We start from the raw sequence: 18,112 nt of genomic DNA on the forward strand, positions 1-18,112 counted from the left end.
CACCGTCTGCGCGGCGCTCGTTGCAGCGGATCGCCACGGCCGGACAGCGCGGCGGCGCGTCATGGGAAGCGCTATTTGCCCTTGTGCCACCACTCTTCGACGAGGAACAAACATTTGACGTTACCCTTAACGTTAGCGGATGTTAATGGCGCATATTGCGCGCCGCCATGAGGGGTTTACCTAAGCTTTTGTGATACCGGTAACTGGCTTGGCTCTCCGCCTGACAGCGCTTTCATGATGCTCGCTACGAAGGAGGCGCTTAATTATTTGTAGACGGTAGCGGGTGGCGAAGGGCACTTGCGGCGGCCACCGATCAACGCGCCGCCAACGCGCGATCCAGCCGCCTCATTCTTCGCGGTCCGGCGTGCGCGCGCCCGCCGACGGCTCCGCGTCGAAATGCACGATCCACGTGTACAGCGGCCCGCGAGGCCTCGCCGGCCACGCGCGCGGCAGCGGCTCGGCTTCGCCGGCTCTGCGGCGAGGCTCCGCGCCGGCAGCCTCAGCGCGTTGCGCGTCGCCTTGGGTGCCACCTTGCGCGTCGGCCGGCGCAGCCTCGCTCGCGCCGGTTAGCGGCGCCGGCTCACCCTGCGCAGCCGCGCCCTCGTCCGTAAGTGGTTTCGTTTGTCGAGTCATCATCGCGCCGGCCCGTCAGGCGACCGCCCGCAAATCCTCGTCGACTGCCGGACGCTCGAACGCGACCGCCGCGCCGCTCGCATCGAACAGCTTGACCTCCGCCGACGCGACCTCGATGCCGACCCGCGCACCGACCGCGTGCTGCGCATCCTTCCGGTCGAGCTTCAGTGCGATCGCGTGCGCCATCCCGTCGAGGCGCGCGTGCAGGATCGATACGTCGCCGAGATGCTCGACCAGCTCGACGCGCGCCGCGAGCCCGGTATCGAGCGAGCCGATACCCAGATGCTCGGCGCGCACGCCGAGCGTCAGATCGCCGTTCAGCGAATGCGCGGTCGCGCCCGGCAGAACGATGCGCTGATTCGCGCCGCCGAGCATCACGACGGTCTCGTTGTCGTCCTGCGATACCAGCGACGCGGCCAGCATATTCATCTGCGGCGAGCCGATAAAGCCGCCGACAAAACGGTTGGCCGGCCGCTCGTACAGATCGAGCGGCGCGCCGGTCTGTTCGATGCGGCCTTTGTTGAACACGACGATCTGTTCGCCGAGCGTCATCGCTTCGACCTGATCGTGCGTCACGTAGATCATCGTCGTGCCCAGCTCGCGATGCAGCTTCGCCAGTTCGATCCGCATCTGCACGCGCAGCGCCGCGTCGAGATTCGACAGCGGCTCGTCGAACAGAAACACGCGCGGCTTGCGCACGATCGCGCGACCGATCGCGACGCGCTGGCGCTGACCGCCCGACAACGCCTTCGGCTTGCGCTCCAGCAGATGGGTGATCTGCAGAATCTCGGCGGCGCGGCCGACCGCCTCGCGCACTTCGCGCTTCGACTTGCCGGCGAGCTTCAGCGAAAAGCCCATGTTGTCGGCGACCGTCATATGCGGATACAGCGCATAGCTCTGGAACACCATCGAGATGCCGCGATCGGCCGGCTGCAGATCGTTGACCCGCACGCCGTCGATCAGAATGTCGCCGCCCGTCACCGATTCGAGCCCGGCGATCATCCGCAGCATCGTCGATTTGCCGCAACCGGACGGGCCGACGAACACCGTGAACTGACCGTCCGGAATGTGCAGATCGATGCCCTGAATTACCTGCGGCCCTTCGCCATACGTCTTCGTGACGTTGCGCAATGCGAGTTCGCCCATTTGATACGTCCTCCTGAATCCTGTTCCTTGCAAAGACCTCGCGTGACGCTATCCCACTGCCCCACTACTTTTTGCGCGCCACGCGAGGTTCGGTGCGGCGTCAGCCCGCGGCCGCGACGCCGGTGTGTTCCGCGATCACGTCGCGATACCACAACGCGCTATCCTTCAGCGTGCGCTGCTGGGTCGCGTAGTCGACGTGAACCATGCCGAAGCGTTTGTCGTAACCCGACGCCCATTCGAAGTTGTCGAGCATGCTCCACGCGAAATAGCCGCGGATATCGACGCCTTTCTGCGCGGCATCCGACAACGCGGCCAGATGCAGGTCATAGAAGCGCACGCGGTCCGCATCATGCACACGGCCGTTTTCGAGCACGTCTTTTGCCGCGCAGCCGTTCTCGGTGATGTAGACCGGCGGCAGCTTGTAGTCCGCGTTCAGGTTCGTGAGCAGTTCGGTCAGCCCTTGCGGATAGACTTCCCAGTCCATATCGGTGAAGCCGAGCGCGCCCGGCGGACGCTTTTCGCCCGACGCGCTGGCGAAAATGCGCGTGTAGTAGTTGATGCCGAGGAAGTCCATCGGCGTGCCGATCACGTCGAAGTCGCCGTTCAGGATCACGTCCTGCGGACCGTTCACCCCATACCATTCCAGCGCTTCGGCCGGATATTCGCCCTTGAACAGCGGGTCCATGTACCAGCGCACGAACTTCGCGTATTCGAGCGACGCGGCCGCGACGTCTTCGGCGGAATCGGTCGCGCCATGCGCGGGCGACTGGTTCAGCACGATGCCGAGCGACGCCTTCACGCCGTCGGCGCGCAGCGCCTGCACCGCGAGACCGTGCGACAGCAGCAGATGGTGCGCGACGTGCGCGGCTTTCTTCAGGTCGGCGTTGCCCGGTGCGAAATAGCCGGTCGCATTGCCGAGCCACGCGGTGCACCACGGCTCGTTATGCGTCGCGATCGATGCGACCCGGTCGCCCAGCACGCTGCCGATCTTGCGCGCGTAGTCCGCGAAACGATACGCGGTGTCGCGGTTTTCCCAGCCGTTCTGCGTGTGCTGCAACGACAGCGGCAGGTCCCAGTGATACAGCGTCGCGAACGGCTGGATGCCGCGCTTGAGCAGACCGTCGACCAGACGGTCGTAGAAGTCCAGGCCCTTGTCGTTGAATTCGCCGCGGCCGGTCGGCTGCACACGCGGCCACGCGATCGAAAAGCGGTACGCATCGAGGCCGAGGTCCGCCATCAGATCCAGGTCCTGTTCGAGGCGGTGATAGTGATCGCAGGCGACGTCGCCGTTCTCGCCGTTGACGACCTTGCCCGGCACCTTGCAGAACGCGTCCCAGATCGACGGGCCGCGGCCGTCCTCATGTGCTGCGCCTTCGATCTGATAGGAACTGGTGGCCACGCCCCAGACGAAGTCTTCGTTGAATCGATACGTCGGCATAAATATTGGTGTCCTGGATGGTCATGCCCGCGAGGGCATCGAATGAAAGGAAGTCCAGCTCAGGCCTTGACCGCGCCGGTCGTCAGACCGTCGATCAAACGCCGCGAAGTAAAAGCGAACAGCACCAGCAGCGGCAGCACCGCGACCGCGGACCCCGCCATTACCGCGCCCCAATCGGAATTGGTCGGGCTTTGCAGGATGCGCAATGCGAGCGGCAGCGTGTACATCGACGGCGAACGCAGCACGACGAGCGCCGACAGGAAGTTGTTCCACGCCTGAATGAAGCTGATCAGCCCGAGCGTGCCCAGCGCCGGCCCGAGCAGCGGCATCACGATGCTCCAGTAGATGCGGAACTCGCCGCAGCCGTCGATACGCGCCGCCTCGATCAGATCCGCCGGAATCGCCGATGCCACGTACTGACGCATCAGGAACACACCGAGCGCGGCGGCCGCGCCGGGCACGTACAGCGCGCGCGGCTGATCGATCCAGCCGAGCAGGTTCATCGTCATGAAGGTCGGAATCATGCTGAGGAACGGCGGCACCAGCATCGCGGTCAGCGCGATCGCGAACAGCGTCTTCTTGAAGCGGAACTCGTACATCGCGAACGCGTAGCCGGCCATCGACGTGACCAGCAGCGTCAGCACGGTCTGGATCGCCGCGGTATAGAAGCTCCAGCCGAGATTGCGCCAGAACGGGATATGCCGCATCAGCGAGGCCATGTTGTCGAAAAACGCGCTGCCGAACCACAGCGGCGGCGGCATCGAGAAGATTTCCGAACTCGTGTGCGTCGCGAACACGAACATGAAGTAAAACGGCGAGAACATCAGCAGCGCGCCCGCCAGCACGATGGCGTAGCCGATATAACGGCCTTTCTGGTTCGGTGATTTCATCGCTGGTTCTCCTCGTTCATGCCGCTGCGGTGGAAAAGGCGCGTGTTCAGCCACATCAGCGCGGCGATCGAGATGAACAGCAGCCAGGCGATCGAACTCGCGGTACCGAAGTCGCCATCGTGGAATGCGGTGCGATACATATAAACAGCGGTCGTCAGACCCGATTGACTCGTGCCCATCCCTTCGTTCGGCAGCAGAATGAACGGCTCTTCGAACAGTTGCAGACCGCCGATGATCGACAGCGTGACCGCGAAGAAAATCATCGGCTTGATCAGCGGGATCGTGATGCGGGTGAACTGTTGCCAGCCGTTCGCGCCGTCGATGCGCGCGGCTTCATACAGGTCCTTCGGAATGGTTTGCAGTGCGGACAGATACAGCACCGTGTTCCAGCCGACATAGCGCCAGAAGATCACGACCGACACCGCCGGCTTCACGTTCTTCGGGTTATAGAGCCATTCGATCGGATGCGCGGGCACGATCCAGTGCAGGCCGGGCAGCTTGCCGAGTTCGGTGATCGCGAGGTTGATCATCCCGAAGTCGGTCGAATACAGCGACGAGAAGATCAGCGCGATCGCGACGCTCGACGTGATGAACGGCAGGAAGTACAGCCCGACCACGAAATTGCGCCAGCGGCGGAACGCGGTCTGCAGAAAGAACGCGAGCGGCAGCGCAACCAGGTGTTGCGGCAGGCCGGACATGATCGCCATCGACGCGGTGTTGTACAGCGACTTCCAGTACCACGGGTCCGTCAGCGTGAACGTGAAGTTCGACAGGCCCACCCACTTCATGCTCGCGAGTCCCGCGGTCGCGTCCCAGCTCTGGAACGACAGGTATAGCGAGAACAGCAGCGGAAAGGCAATGAATAGCGCGAACAGCGCAAAAAACGGCGCGAGAAACAGGTACGGCGCGACCTTCACCGGATCGAAGCGCGACTTGCGGCGCGGCGCCGCGAGCGGCGGCAGCGCGGTCGAGCCGTCGCGGGCAATCTGTTCGGTCGTGGGCAGCGGAGTGTTCATCAGTAGTTCCGTCCAGTCGGGCGTGGCCGGTGTGGGGACCGGCCACGCTGTTTGCAGCACGCGGTTCGAGCGGCGCGCGCTATCACGCGCACGTTCGCCTGAGCCGCTTTGAGGCTCACTACGTCGCTTAGCGGCGGACCCGATGCGCGATCTGGTCCTGCGCTTCCTGCAGCGCGGTATGCACGTCGGCGCCGTCGTCGACCACCTTGTCGAGCGCCGAATGGACCGCCTCTTCGGCGACCTGGTCGTACTTGCTGCGCTGGATCGCCGGAATGTGCGACGCCGCGTCACGCCAGATCAAACGCGCCTTCTCGTTGCCGAGGAACGCGACCGGCTCGGCGAAGAACGAATCGTTCTGCGCGGCGAGCAGCGCCGGGAATGCGTCGATCGAACGGAACGATGCGAGCTGGGTGTCCTGGCGCGTGGTCAGGAACTTGATGAATTCCCACGACATCGGCTTTTGCGTCGCCTTCGCCGGAATCGCGTAGAAGGTGCCGCCGAACGATGCGTATGCGTTATTCGGCAGATTGGTCGCGCGCCACAGGCCCTTGGTGTCCGGCGCGATCCACGACGACAGGTGGCCGCCGAGCCATGCGCCCATCATCTGCGTCGACACGGTGCCGCGCTTGAAGCTCTCGGCCCATTCGTTCGACCACGGCGTGATCTTCGCGTCGAGGCCGAGGTCGCGCGCTTTCTTCGCGAGTTCGAACGCCTTCACGAAACGCGGCGACGTGACGACCGGATTGCCGGCCTTGTCGAAGTAGACGCCGTCGCCTTCTTTCAGATCCGCGCGAATGTAGATGTCCTCGATGTCGCGCGAGGACGCCATCAGGTACGCGCCGGTCGCCTTCTTGATCTTCTGGCCGGCCGCCAGATACGAGTCCCACGACTTCGTCAGATCGGCTTCGGTGACGCCGGCCTTGTCGAGGATGTCCTTGCGGTAGAACAGCGTGCCCGGACCGATGTCGGCCGGCATGCCGACGATCGCGCCGTCCTGGGTGGTCGCCTGCGCGAACGTGTAATTGATGAACTGGCTCTTGTACTGGCCCGCGCTGTACGGCGCCTTCGACAGATCCTGCAGGCCGCCGCCCGCCGCGAAACGGCCGATAAAGCCGACCTCGACCGCCATCACGTCGGGCAGATTCGAGCTGGTCGCGAGCGCGGTGGTCATCGCGTTATGGTGATCGGCGATCGCCAGCGACGACACCTTGATATCGACGTCCGGATGCAGCTTCTTCCATGCGGGCAGCGCATCCTTGATTTCCTGATCCAGCTTCGGGAAAACCGCGACCGTCAGCGTGGTATTGGCGTGCGCGCCGGCTGCGGCGAGGCTGAGCAGAACTGCGGCAGCGGGGCCCGAAAAGCGGAATTTCATTACTCGTCTCCTGTTGAATCGTTTGTGAATGGCATTCGATTACTGCTCTACTACGACTAACGTGCTTCCCCTGTTGTCTTTGCTGCTGTTGTGTCCGATGTATCTGTTGTGTCCGTTATGCGCGGCGCGTGGTTTTGAAAGCGCTTTCACGTAATGCGAAAAAAAATGCGCACTGGAAGGCCGGCGGGCTACCCACGCGCGTCTCCCCGGCTCACCGGCGGCGCGATGCGCCGGGTGGTTTCCCGCGTGACCAGCGTGAGCGGAATCGGGCTGAGTTCGATCGACTGCTTGCGGATCATCCGCACGATTCCCTGCGCGGCGAGCCGGCCGATTTCGTAGGTCGGCTGACGCACGGTGGTTAGCGGCGGGGTCATGTACGACGAAGTCGGCAGATCGTCGAAGCCGACCAGCGATACATCGTCGGGCACCCGCACGCCGCGCCGGAACATCGCGAGGCGCGCGCCGTACGCGGTCTGATCGTTCGCGCAGAACACCGCGCTGAACGACGGATGACGCGCCATCAGCCGCTCCATCGCGGCGACGCCGCCGGTTTCGAGGTAGTCGCCCTGCTCGACGAGTTCGGGGTCGAAGCCGATGCCCGCCTCGATGAGCGCGCTGCGATAGCCGTCGAGGCGCTCGATCGCATCCTCGTGATTCGACGGCCCGGCGATAAAGGCGATCTCGCGATGCCCCTGTTCGATCAGATGGCGGGTCGCGTCGCGCGCGCCCTGCAGGTTGTCGATCGGCAGACCCGCGAGCGCCACGCTGTTCTGCACCGAGCGGCCGAGCACCAGCATCGGCGCCCAGCGCGCGTAGTCGGTGAGCGTCGCTTCGTCGAGCTGCGCGTGCAGCAGGATGATCCCGTCGACCCGGCGCGCGATCAGTTGTTCGAGGCGCGCCTTTTCGTCGTCGAGATTCCAGCGGCTACTCACGAAGATCGGCGTGAAACCCGGTTCGTATAACGCTTCCTCGATACCGCGCAGCCACTCCGCGTAAAACGGGCTCGACACCGCCTGGGTCAGTACGCCGATCGTTTCGGTGCGGCCGCTCGCGAGCCCGCGCGCGAGGATGTTCGGCCGGTAGTTAAAGCGAGCGATCGCTTCTTCGACCGCCTGTTGTTTGGCCGGCACCACGCGCGCGGAGCCGTTCAGAATGCGCGACACGGTGCTCGGCGATACGCCGGCCGCGCGCGCGATTTCCTCGAGCGTCACGTTCGGCGCCAGCGGTACCTCGGGTAGCTGGGGTAGCTGGGGTGCGCCGGATCGATCGTCGGAGCCGTGGTCGGTCATGAGTTATGCCAGGTTACTGTTCTGAAAGCGCTTTCAAATACGAAAAAGCGAGGTACGTCCGGTCAGGAATTCTGTAAAGAGAAAAAGCAGCCGATGCGACGAGGGTGGAGGAAGCGTCGCACCGGCCTCTCTATGAAAGAGATAGAAGCAGTACTTCAAGCAAAGAGATCACTACGATTGCCGGTCAGGCAGGTACTACTTAGAACGAGGTCATGATCCCAGCGAACACGCCCGTCTGGCTGTGGCCATAGTTCGGGTTGCTGTTCGACGACGTGCCGGTCGTCGGATCGAAGTTGTTGTTGCCGTACGAACCGTTGCCCAGGTTGATGTTCGACGTCGAGCTGTTGCGCACGTAGCCGGCTTCCGTGTACAGGAAGGTCCGCTTCGACAGCGCGTAGGTAGCAGCAAGCGTGAACAGCGTCGCGTTGCCGTTGCCGTTGTTCGCGTTCGCGTGATAGACCGCGCCGGTGATCTGCGTGGCCGGGGTCACCTGCCAGGCGGCGCCGAGCCATTCGTGATTCACGCCCGTCGGTGCGCTGACGCCTGCCGGCTGCGACGCGTCGGTCACGCCCACGCTCGCGTTGGTCGCATCGGGTGCGCTCAGGTGCTGATAGCCGACGTAGAACTTGACCGGGCCGACCACATAAGTGCCGCCGACCAACGCCATGCGCGAAGCCGAGTACACGTTGTTGAACGAACCGTTGGCGCCGCGCACTTCGTCATAGATCACGCGGAAATCGCCGCCGCCCCACGTATAGACGCCTTCGATCGCGTTGGTACGGCCCTGGCCGGTCGGCACGCCCGCCGAGTTGACCGGCGCCGAGTTCCAGCTGGTGTTGTTGGTCAGCGAATACTGGCCCTTGAACACGAGACCGCCGAACAGCACCGGCGTGTTGTACTCCGCGCCGTTGGTGGTGCTGGTCCAGTTACGGCCGCGCACCAGCGTCGAGATTGCGTAGCGCTGCATCACCTGCGGGTCGGTGCCCCAGCTGTCCTGCGCCAGTTCGCCGGCGCCGAGGTTACCGATCTTGAACAGACCCCAGTGATCGTTGGTCAGGCCGACCGTCGCGTGACGGCCGAACAGGTTGCCGGCCGACGCACCCGTCATCGTGTTGAGCTGACCTTCCAACTGGAACACCGTCTTGGTGCCGCCGCCGAGATCTTCGGAGCCCATCAGGCCGAACCACGAGCAACCCCAGTCGCCGGTCTGCGCCGACCAGGCGTGACCGCCCGGCAAGCCGGTTTCGAACTGGATACCGTTATCGATACGGCCGTACAGCGTGACACTGCTTTGCGCATGTGCCACCGTCGTTGCCGCCGCCATCACCGACAAAGCAATAAGCTTCTTCTTCATTAGCTATCCTATATATATTTGGGCGTCTCCAAGCCGCTCAGGACGCATTCGTACTCGACGCGTTCCCCTCTTGTCGAAATGTCCTCAGCACATTTCGAGGCGATTATAGGGACGAGCCCGCGCCGCGCATCGAATTGCACGCTCAGGGAAAACGATGTTACCGATAACTATTGCGCGCCGGGCCAAGCCGCAGTAGCACCCCGCTTCGTGACCATGCCGTGATGGTCATAAGCGCCGCAAATCCGTTTGAATCCATGCACCAAAACGCGGCGCGGTCGGCACCAGCAGGATGCGAGGCCGTTTTCTTTGCTGCGAAATCACGGTCAAATGCAAGCGCGAAGTGAATTCGATGTTGTGAAGATGCAACGTCGATCGACATCATTTGCGACGGATCGAACTTGACGATTGACACCGGCGCCGGCAGCAGGCGCGAAATTTTGTGTCTATCATCAATGCATACGATGCCCTGTTCCCCCGCCACGCCGCCCGCGCGACGTCCCGCTCGAACGCACCGCACTCCCACACTTTCTCCGGGCGACGGCACGACCGCCCTACGCCCCGATCGACAGAACCCTGGCCGCGCGCATCGTTATACAGCACGCGCGCCGTGTATGCGGTTCTGTCCGACCCACTTCCGCGGCTGCGCATGCAACCGAACCGGAAGACTCGCTGGCCGGATTGGCCGGCACACCCTGGTATCTGTAAGGAGGTATCGTGAAAACAGTTGTCGCTTCCACACTCGTATTGCTGATAGCGGGCGCAATCGCGCCGGCCGCTTATGCGCAGAACGATACGCAGCTCACCGATCAGCAACTCGCCCATAACGTGCGCGTCGCCGAGGCGCGCAGCGGCGTTGGGATGTCTCATGTGTTCGTGTTCGCCCGCTCCGGTCAGATCACGCTGGTCGGCTGGGTGCCCGCACTGGACCATGTGTCGCGTGCCGAACGCAGCGCGTTGTCGGTGCCGGGCGTGACCTCGGTGGACAACCGGCTCTCGCCCGATGGCGGCTCGCTGGGCTCGCATTGAATCGAACTGGATCGCCGCGCGGACGACGCTCGAACCGGCCGCGCGCTATCTGTCCCGCTCCACTCGCTGCAACAGTCAGGTAAATCCCGCATGGCGGCCGCCGCGGTCGATCCGTACCATTCTTTGTTACCGGTAACGCTCTTTAACGTTAGAAAGCGCTTTCAAAGAATAATCACGCCCAGGAGACCACAGAATGCGCACTCGACGTACTTCGGTACGCCTGCTCTCTATAGCCACGACACTGTGTTGCGCACTGGCCGCGGCAGGCTGCGCGAACAGCCACGCGCCGCTCGCTCACGACGGTGCGCCGCTGGCGGCGCCGCCCGCCGAGGCGCTGCCGCCGCTGCGCAGTGTGATGGCCGCGCACTTCAAGGTCGGCGCGGCGATCGAACCGGATTCGCTCGACAGCCCCGCCGACGCCGCGCTGCTCCCCGCACAGTTTTCGAGCCTGACCGCCGAGAACAAGATGAAGCCCGGCACGATCGGTGTCGCGCCGGGCCAATACGATTTCGCGGCCGCCGACAGAATCGTCGCGTTCGCCAACGCGCACGGGATCGCGGTGCGCGGTCATACGCTCGTGTGGCACTTCAAGGCGGGCGACTGGACCGAGGCACCGGACTGGTTCTTCGCCGGCGATCCGCGCGACCCGCACTATCGCGATCTCGTCGCGGCGCGGCTCGAGCGCTATGTGACCGATGTCGTCACGCACTTTCGCGGCCAGCTGTATGCGTGGGACGTGGTCAACGAAGTGATCAGCGACGACCCGCACCAGCGCTATCGCGAGGACAGTCCGTGGTATCGCGCGCTCGGCAAGGACTACATCGCGATCGCGTTGCGCGCCGCGCACGCGGCCGACCCGAACGTCAAGCTCTATATCAACGAGTACAACACCGACGATCCGGTCAAGCGCGCGAAGCTGCTCGCGGTGATTCGCGAGTTGCGCGCGCAGGGTGTGCCGCTCGACGGCGTCGGCCATCAGATGCATATCAGCGTGAGTTGGCCGCCGCTGCCTCGCATCAAGCAGGCCTTCGACGAGGTCGCCGCACTGGGCCTCGATAATCAGGTAACCGAACTTGACGTGAGTCTGTACACCGACCCGGGCGCCTGCTGGAGCGATTCGCATGCGTGCCTGCCCGATCTCGGCCAGCCGGTGCCGAACGATCTGATGCGCGCGCAGGCCGAGCGTTATCGCGCGGTATTTGCGCTGTTCGAGCAGGAGCCGAGCATCAAGGCGGTGACGTTCTGGGGTTATTCGGACAAGCACACGTGGCTGACGTCGACGCCGGTCGCGCGTACCAATCTGCCGCTGCCGTTCGATGCGAGCTTGCAGCCGAAAGCGGCGCTGTGGGCGGTAGTGGAGCCGTCGTATCGGCCGTGACGCGGTGCTCGATCTACAGGATCGATACGTCTGAAAGCACATGGCCCGCGCCGAAGCGCGGGCCATGTCATGAGGTTAGCCGGCCGGCTGCGCGAATGCGTGAAACCGGCACGGTTTAAATCATCGTCGCATCAAGGCTCATCCGACCCGGCCTGTTCGAGCTCATTCAGTTGCGCGGCGAAATCGTCTGGCTGACCGTCCGCGGTTTCATGCGTGCGCGGCGGCGACTTGACGACCGGCGGCGGCATCTTGCCGATCCCCTCGTCGACACGTTGCAGCAGATACGGGTAGAACGGATTCGACGCGATGCGGAACATCGTGTCGAGCGTCAGTATCAGCGTGCCGCGCTCGCCACGCGGTGCGAGCGTGCCGAGATTCTCGTTGAAGTTCTCCGAGTCGTCCGGCGCGATGCCGTACAACGCGTCGGTGATCGGGAACGGAATCGCGACGTGCGACAACGAGAAAATGTCCTGCGGATAATCGATGTCCAACGGCCGCACGCGCGTTTGCACTTCGTCGGCATACACGCTGCGCTCGACCATATGCGCCGAATCCGGCGACACGTTCGCGATCACCGTGGTCCGGTAGTTCTGCGGACCGATGCGCAGTAGGCGCGACAGTGCGGTGTACGAAGCAACTCGCAGGAAGGTCCGGAAGCGCACGCTGCGATTCAGGTCGAACAGCACGACTTCGCTGCCGTTGTCCGGCAGCTTGTCATATAGCGAGGACATCACCGCCGGCGTGCTGACCGTGAAATCGGTCACCGACTGGAACGTCAAAATAGGCGGCAACGTATCGAGCCGGTTCTCCCGCTCGAGCCGCGCAATCTGCTCCTGAATCACGGCCGTCAGCAGATACGATTGGCGCGCGCCGTTGACCGGAAACGAGTTGTACTTGAACGGATTGAACTCGGGCACGATGCCGAGCCACGCGGCCCGCGCGAACTTCGGCAAGATCGCCGGCAAACCGGCGAGGCCGGCAAAGCGCGCGTAACGCGTGACGCCGATCATCGGCGAAATCAGCACGACGCGGGTGGGCCGGGATAGAGCGGGGTTTTCGATCGCGTCGAGTGCGTATTGCAGCGCGAGCGCGCCGCCGTTCGAAAAGCCGACCAGTTCGAGCGGCTTGTCCGGACCGACGCGCCGCCGCGCCTCACGCACCGCGAGCCGGGTGGCGGCGGTCCATTCCTGCCAGCGAACATCGGCGAGACCGCCCGGCACCGTACCGTGTCCGGGCAAGCGGATGCCGATCGCGACGAAGCCGCGGTCGCGATAACGGCGCGCGATATGGCGCAAACTGTACGGCGAATCAGTCATCCCGTGCAGCAGGACCACCGCGCCGACCGGCGGCCCCGCCGGTTCGAGAATGTACGAACGGTTCCAGTTGTCGGCGAATTGCTCCGGATAGATCGGCGAGCCTTTGTAATAGCGGTTCGCCGGAATGCGCTCGGACGGCCGGATCTTTTCGACGACGTTCACGCGCACGTCGTCGAAGATCCGGTTCTCCGCCTTGATATACGCATTCCAGTCGGCGGTATTCATTTCGTCGACGCTCATTTCGCGCGGCACATAGGTGTGCCAGACCGACAGTTCCGGTCCGCGTTGCGAATACCATGCACGCAGCGCGAATGCGAGCACCGCCAGCAGGACCACCACCGCTGCACTTATCTTTATTACCTTCCACGACGTGCGTAGCATTCCGGCTCTCTTGATGAAGGTTGCACCGCGCACGGGCGGTTCGTTGCGAGTGCGCTGATGCCGTCGTCGCGACGGCTTCCGGTGCGGATATCCTAAGGTCTTTTAAGCATCGATTCAAACTCTGTCACGCCAGCGCCACATGAACGGATGACGCGCGGTAAACGGCAAGGCCGGGGCGCGACACACGTCCCGCCCCGGCCTGCTTACGAACGAATAACTAACGCACGCTACGGTTCGCGCGACAGTTCGCGCTCAACGGCCGCGGATATTGCCGGCCACCCCGCCCGCCGCGCCGCCGACGATCGCGCCGGTCCACACGTCGCCGCCCGAAATGGCCGCGATACCCGCGCCGGCGCCCGCGCCGATTGCCGCGCCGCCCACCGTGCTCTGGGTCCGCGAGCTCATGTCCGCGCAACCGACCATCGTAGCCAGCGTCGCAATGCTAACGATCCATCCAAGTCGTTTCATGATCGGGCTCCTTATGGGTTTTTCTTCAGGCCGGGCACGACCATCTGGAACCAGAGGGTTTCGATCACCGGATGCTGGATCATCGTGGGATTGGCCGTGTAATAGCTGTCGAGCCCCTGACGCACGCTATCGAGCGACTGGCCCTGCATGCCCTTGCCGAAGCGTTGCGCGATGTCGTTGCTGTTCGCCGAATTACCGGCATACGCGCGCTCGACGTCGATCACATTCGCGATACCGACGAGATACGCTTTCTTCGCCTCGTCCGACGATGCCATCCATTGCTGACCTGTGACAATTGGAATGTTTTCCGCGCGCGCAACATTGCCCACCATTGCGAGCGACACGAAAGTCAGAGATAACAGCGTTCGCCATTGTGGTTTGATTGCCATTACAGACTCCAGTGAAGTGATGTTCTCCAGCGGCCTGCCGCCCAGCGCATCCGGCGGCGTCGATCGGGTTATTTGAAAGAATAGTGTGGGCTTCGTCGAGTCTCCTTTCGGGTTCACCGGACGCTTTGAAGTCTACCGCGTTTCACGCAATTTCCAAGTCTATTTCAATGTAGTGCGGGTAAATTGCGATTGAATCGCTGCATCGCTCCGCCGGATTGTTTTTGACTCATTCGAAATGATTTCGAAATAGCTTCGAATTCGGATTATTTGACGTTTTATTTATTCGTTGCCTCTGTACATTTCTTTGCTAGTAGTGCAGAGCAATACTCAAACCGGGCAATGTCGGGCGGCATGCGAGCGCGGGATGGTTAGCCGTGGTAGCGACACGGGTTGGTGACGCTGGGTTAGCTGCGTAGCAGCGCGTGGGGGTGGTTGGCGCGCTTGACCGTTAGTTGCGTCATTGATGCAGGACGAAGCTGGCCGGATGCGACCCCGCCGGCCCGCTACATTTACAGGCTGTGGCTTGTATTTGCAAAATACAGTGTATAGTCTGTATTAGACATTTACAGGCTTTAGGCTGTTACGATGTCCCGCTCGCCCCGAACCGGAGACTGCCCGTGGACTACGCGATCCAGATGCTGAACCAGTTGCGGCCCATCCTGCAGGGCTTCAGGAAAAACGCCGGCCTCACCCAGGCCGCGATGGCCGCTCGCCTGGGCGTGACCCAGCAAACCTACGCGCAACTCGAAGCCAATCCGGCCGCCGTCAGCGTCGAACGGCTATTCAGGGTCTTGCGAATCCTGCAGGTCGATCTGAAGCTCTCGCAGAATGAAACCGCGGATCAGGACAGCGTCGCGCCGGCGGCAGGCAGCAACACCGGACGCGGCACTCGCACGCCGCGCGAGCAGCCGGACCCGGCGCAACTGCAGGCGCGCGGCGCGACCGCGACGAAGCGCTCCACGGCCACCGCTGCGCGCGAAACCAGTGGCGCGCGCCCAGCCGCTCCCGCAACGAAGCAGCCGGCCCGTGCCGCGAAAGCGCGCGCGGCCGCCGGCGTCGGCAAAAAGCGCGAGGAGTGGTAAGCATGGCGCGCAGCACCTCGACCTGTCTGAACCTGTGGATGAACGGCCTGCCGGTCGGCTACTGGGAAACGACGCGCGGCGGCGAACGTCTGACCTATCTCGACGCCTGGCTCGACGATCCACAGGGCCGCCCGCTCTCGCTGTCGCTGCCGTTTACGCCCGGCAATCAGTCGTACCGCGGCCAACTCGTCGCCGACTATTTCGACAATCTGCAGCCGATAGCGAACCGATCCGGCGTCGCATCGCGGGCCGCTTCCGGATCGGCAGCACCGCGCCGTTTGCGTTGCTCAGCGCGCTCGGCCGCGACTGCGTGGGCGCCTTGCAGATGTTACCGCCGGACGAAGCGCCGACCGACCTCACCAGCACCCGCGGCCGCGAACTGAACGATGCGGAGATCGCCGCGCTGTTGCGCGGCACCACGTCGAACGCGCCGCTCGGGCAGCACGATCCACTGGAGGATCTGCGTTTGTCGATCGCCGGCGCACAGGAAAAGACCGCGTTATTGCGGCATCGCGATCGCTGGCTGTTACCCGAAGGCAGCACCCCGACCACCCACATCTTCAAGCTGCCGCTGGGCCTCGTCGGAAACATGCGCGCCGACATGCGCACGTCGGTGGAAAACGAATGGCTCTGCTCGCAGATCGTCGCCGCGTATGGGCTGCCGGTCGCACGCTGCGAAATCGCTCAGTTCGACGAACAGAAAGTACTGATCGTCGAGCGCTTCGATCGCCGGCTCTCGAGCGACGCATCGTGGATCGTGCGGCTGCCGCAGGAGGACATGTGCCAGGCCACCGGTACGTCGGCGCTGCACAAGTACGAGTCTGACGGCGGCCCGGGAATCGAGACGATCATGGGGATACTCGCGGGGTCCGTGCGCGCCGCGAGCGACCGGCGCAATTTCTTCGCAACGCAGCTGGTTTTCTGGTTGCTCGCCGCGACCGACGGCCACGCGAAGAACTTCAGCATCGCTCACCTGCCCGGCAATCGCTACCAAGCCACGCCGCTGTACGACGTGCTATCCGCGCACCCGATCATCGGCAGCGGCGCTGGCCGGCTGCCGCCGCAGAAGGTGAAACTAGCGATGGCGGTCCGCGGCCGGAACGTCCACTATCTGCTCAATCAGATCCAGCGCCGCCACTGGATCGCCGAAGGACAACGGGTCGGTCTCGCGGCCGCCACCGTCGACGCGCTGATCGACGAACTCAGTTCGCAGACCGAAGCAGTGATCGCTCAGGTGGCGGCGCAATTGCCCGGCGATTTTCCGATGGATGTCGCCGATGCGGTGTTCGGCGGGATGCGCCGTCTGAATGAAAAGCTCGCGCGGTAGACAGCAGCGCGTCGGGTATGGCATGCGCCTCTGGTCTGAAGATTAAAGCTGTGTGCTTTTCGCGCTGCCTTCACGATGCCGACACGCCCACCGACACCAACATAGCCACTAAAAAAACCGGTACTTTCCTCTCCTCCATCAGCGCTCCCCACGCGCATTTTTACCGCCCGGATGTCACTGAAAGTGTGGTGGTGAAAACGTTAAGTAAATTTTGTCAGTGAAGGTAAGCAATAAAAATGGCGTCGCGGTGAATCGCTTATGCTGGTTCTCCATCGCGATAAGCACATATTTCTTACAGCAGAATGAACAGCTTCGATTCGTCTATCGAAACCTATCTGTCCAGCCTTCACTTCGGGCAAATCGCAACACTGGCGATCCGCGCCATCGCCGACCTGTACACCTTCAAAGGCCTCGTACTCATTCCGCTGCTGTGGTGGATATGGTTTCAGCAGCACGAGCGCCGCGCATGGCGTCGCGAGATGGTGATCGCGACGCTCGCGAGCGGTCTCGTCGCATTGTTCGTCGGCCGATTGCTGACACACTGGTTGCCGTTCCGGGTACGCCCGATCTATAACCCCGAACTGCATCTGCAATTTGCCGGCGCGACCAGAGACTCGATGCTGTCGGACTGGAGTTCGTTTCCGAGCGATCACGCGATGCTCTGGATGGCGATCGCCACCGGTATTTTTCTGGTCTGGCGCTGGGTCGGCGTGCTCGCGATTCTCTATACCGCGCTCGTCATCTGCGTGCCGCGCGCGTATCTCGGCTACCACTACCCGACCGATTTACTGGTCGGCGCCGCGGTGGGCATCGCGATTACCGTGCTGATGACGCGCGACGCGCTGCGTGCGCGTTACGCCACGCCGGCGCTGCGGTGGATGGAACGTTATCCGGGACCTTCGGCGGCGCTGGCCTTCATCCTCTGCCTCGAACTCGTCACGCAGTTCGACGAACTGCGCAAAGCGGCGAGCAGCATCTTCAGACATTTTTGAGCCGTTGCGGCTCGCTTTGCCCGCCAATTGAATTTACCCGAATGAATTTGTCCGGATTTGCGGCGCCAAACCACGCGCGCCGCAAACCCGGGCATCCGATCAATTGCGGGTTCAGACTGACGGCTTCCGCGTCACTGCGTTCCCGGCACGATCGTCGAGATCGTCCAGTTGTTGGTGGTCACGAGAATGTAGTCGCCATTCACGCCTAGCCATCTATGGCCGCGCGGCGGCGCATTCAGGCCGTGACCACGCCAGTCGTCCAACATGAAGTTGTGATTACGGTAGTCGGCCGGCACGCGCTGGCCTTTATGCCAGTCGCGATGCGGAATCGACGGCATCACCTGCTGGCGCCCCGGTCCGCCCATCGGGCCGGCACCCGGCGGCGGGGGCGGCGGCGGCGGTCCCGCCGCGATCGCGATCGCCGATACGCCAGAGAAGCAGACAACGATGAGTTGCGCAATCATGCGTTTATTCATGGTCGAACCTCCGTGCGGTGAAAAATTCATGGCATTCACGTGATGCGATCATCGAACTGCTCGCAAATCCATAACGACGACTCAAAGTACATTGCCGCCGATAGTCGGTATATAGCGAATGCAATTACCTCAATCG

At 63.1% G+C, this 18,112-nt stretch carries 18 protein-coding genes and 2 pseudogenes; 7 read left to right on the top strand and 13 right to left on the bottom strand.

The features are described from left to right. Positions 1-345: 345 nt before the first annotated feature. The 9 genes from BTH42_RS31230 to BTH42_RS35135 form a co-directional block, all read right to left on the bottom strand. Positions 346-636: a hypothetical protein gene (locus tag BTH42_RS31230; protein ID WP_075305044.1), complete on the bottom strand. Its 291-nt coding sequence runs from the start codon at positions 634-636 to the stop codon at positions 346-348. Positions 637-648: 12 nt separating this feature from the next. Continuing rightward, entirely contained in the window at positions 649-1,779 is a 1,131-nt protein-coding gene (locus BTH42_RS31235) for an ABC transporter ATP-binding protein (protein WP_075305045.1), read from the bottom strand. 100 nt (positions 1,780-1,879) lie between these two features. Beyond that, positions 1,880-3,217: a GH1 family beta-glucosidase gene (locus BTH42_RS31240; protein WP_075305046.1), complete on the bottom strand. Its 1,338-nt coding sequence runs from the start codon at positions 3,215-3,217 to the stop codon at positions 1,880-1,882. 59 nt (positions 3,218-3,276) lie between these two features. Beyond that, positions 3,277-4,107, bottom strand: coding sequence for a carbohydrate ABC transporter permease (locus BTH42_RS31245; RefSeq protein ID WP_075305047.1), 831 nt, complete (start codon positions 4,105-4,107; stop codon positions 3,277-3,279). Beyond that, a complete protein-coding gene (locus BTH42_RS31250) occupies positions 4,104-5,123 on the bottom strand; it encodes a carbohydrate ABC transporter permease (protein ID WP_075305048.1) in 1,020 nt (339 codons plus the stop codon). Before BTH42_RS31250 ends, BTH42_RS31245 begins: the two co-directional genes overlap by 4 nt. 127 nt (positions 5,124-5,250) lie before the next feature. Continuing rightward, complete coding sequence (locus BTH42_RS31255; protein WP_075305049.1) at positions 5,251-6,498, bottom strand: ABC transporter substrate-binding protein; 1,248 nt, start codon at positions 6,496-6,498, stop codon at positions 5,251-5,253. Between the two features lie 188 nt (positions 6,499-6,686). Continuing rightward, positions 6,687-7,787 carry a LacI family DNA-binding transcriptional regulator gene (locus BTH42_RS31260; protein ID WP_075305050.1) on the bottom strand — a complete coding sequence of 367 codons (1,101 nt, stop codon included), beginning with the start codon at positions 7,785-7,787 and terminating at the stop codon, positions 6,687-6,689. A 199-nt stretch (positions 7,788-7,986) separates the two neighbouring features. After that, positions 7,987-9,141: a porin gene (locus tag BTH42_RS31265; protein ID WP_075305051.1), complete on the bottom strand. Its 1,155-nt coding sequence runs from the start codon at positions 9,139-9,141 to the stop codon at positions 7,987-7,989. A gap of 157 nt (positions 9,142-9,298) precedes the next feature. Next, a complete protein-coding gene (locus BTH42_RS35135; protein WP_143752272.1) occupies positions 9,299-9,523 on the bottom strand; it encodes a hypothetical protein in 225 nt (74 codons plus the stop codon). A 332-nt stretch (positions 9,524-9,855) separates the two neighbouring features. On the opposite strand from BTH42_RS35135, the gene BTH42_RS31270 reads away from it, so the two are divergent. Both BTH42_RS31270 and BTH42_RS31275 read left to right on the top strand, forming a co-directional pair. Further along, positions 9,856-10,167 (top strand): BON domain-containing protein, encoded by a 312-nt coding sequence (locus BTH42_RS31270; protein WP_075305052.1) that lies wholly within the window; start codon positions 9,856-9,858, stop codon positions 10,165-10,167. A 193-nt stretch (positions 10,168-10,360) separates the two neighbouring features. Continuing rightward, positions 10,361-11,545, top strand: coding sequence for an endo-1,4-beta-xylanase (locus BTH42_RS31275; protein ID WP_075305053.1), 1,185 nt, complete (start codon positions 10,361-10,363; stop codon positions 11,543-11,545). Between the two features lie 131 nt (positions 11,546-11,676). Here BTH42_RS31275 and BTH42_RS31280 read toward each other — a convergent pair whose 3' ends face one another. The 3 genes from BTH42_RS31280 to BTH42_RS31290 all read right to left on the bottom strand — a co-directional run bounded on the left by BTH42_RS31280 (position 11,677) and on the right by BTH42_RS31290 (position 14,099). Beyond that, entirely contained in the window at positions 11,677-13,242 is a 1,566-nt protein-coding gene (locus tag BTH42_RS31280) for a carboxylesterase (RefSeq protein ID WP_075305054.1), read from the bottom strand. A 252-nt stretch (positions 13,243-13,494) separates the two neighbouring features. Then, positions 13,495-13,710 (bottom strand): YMGG-like glycine zipper-containing protein, encoded by a 216-nt coding sequence (locus BTH42_RS31285; protein WP_075305055.1) that lies wholly within the window; start codon positions 13,708-13,710, stop codon positions 13,495-13,497. Between the two features lie 11 nt (positions 13,711-13,721). After that, positions 13,722-14,099, bottom strand: a complete 378-nt coding sequence (locus BTH42_RS31290) for a hypothetical protein (RefSeq protein ID WP_075305056.1) — start codon at positions 14,097-14,099, stop codon at positions 13,722-13,724. A 617-nt stretch (positions 14,100-14,716) separates the two neighbouring features. Here BTH42_RS31290 and BTH42_RS31295 point away from each other — a divergent pair. The 5 genes and pseudogenes from BTH42_RS31295 to BTH42_RS31305 all read left to right on the top strand — a co-directional run bounded on the left by BTH42_RS31295 (position 14,717) and on the right by BTH42_RS31305 (position 17,500). After that, positions 14,717-15,181: a helix-turn-helix transcriptional regulator gene (locus BTH42_RS31295; RefSeq protein WP_075305057.1), complete on the top strand. Its 465-nt coding sequence runs from the start codon at positions 14,717-14,719 to the stop codon at positions 15,179-15,181. 38 nt (positions 15,182-15,219) lie between these two features. Continuing rightward, positions 15,220-15,345 (top strand): annotated as a pseudogene (locus BTH42_RS36505) (hypothetical protein); the annotation flags it as partial. After that, positions 15,288-15,449 (top strand): annotated as a pseudogene (locus BTH42_RS36510) (hypothetical protein); the annotation flags it as partial. The pseudogenes BTH42_RS36505 and BTH42_RS36510, both read left to right, overlap by 58 nt. A gap of 57 nt (positions 15,450-15,506) precedes the next feature. Then, positions 15,507-16,508 (top strand): HipA domain-containing protein, encoded by a 1,002-nt coding sequence (locus tag BTH42_RS31300; protein WP_372237301.1) that lies wholly within the window; start codon positions 15,507-15,509, stop codon positions 16,506-16,508. A gap of 302 nt (positions 16,509-16,810) precedes the next feature. After that, complete coding sequence (locus BTH42_RS31305) at positions 16,811-17,500, top strand: phosphatase PAP2 family protein (RefSeq protein ID WP_075305058.1); 690 nt, start codon at positions 16,811-16,813, stop codon at positions 17,498-17,500. A 131-nt stretch (positions 17,501-17,631) separates the two neighbouring features. On the opposite strand, the gene BTH42_RS31310 is transcribed toward BTH42_RS31305, so the two are convergent. Continuing rightward, the gene (locus BTH42_RS31310) at positions 17,632-17,976 is read right to left on the bottom strand and encodes an RcnB family protein (RefSeq protein ID WP_075305059.1); all 345 of its coding nucleotides are present in this window, start codon (positions 17,974-17,976) and stop codon (positions 17,632-17,634) included. Positions 17,977-18,112 lie beyond the last annotated feature (136 nt).

Source organism: Burkholderia sp. SRS-W-2-2016, assembly GCF_001931485.1.
Lineage (GTDB): Bacteria > Pseudomonadota > Gammaproteobacteria > Burkholderiales > Burkholderiaceae > Paraburkholderia.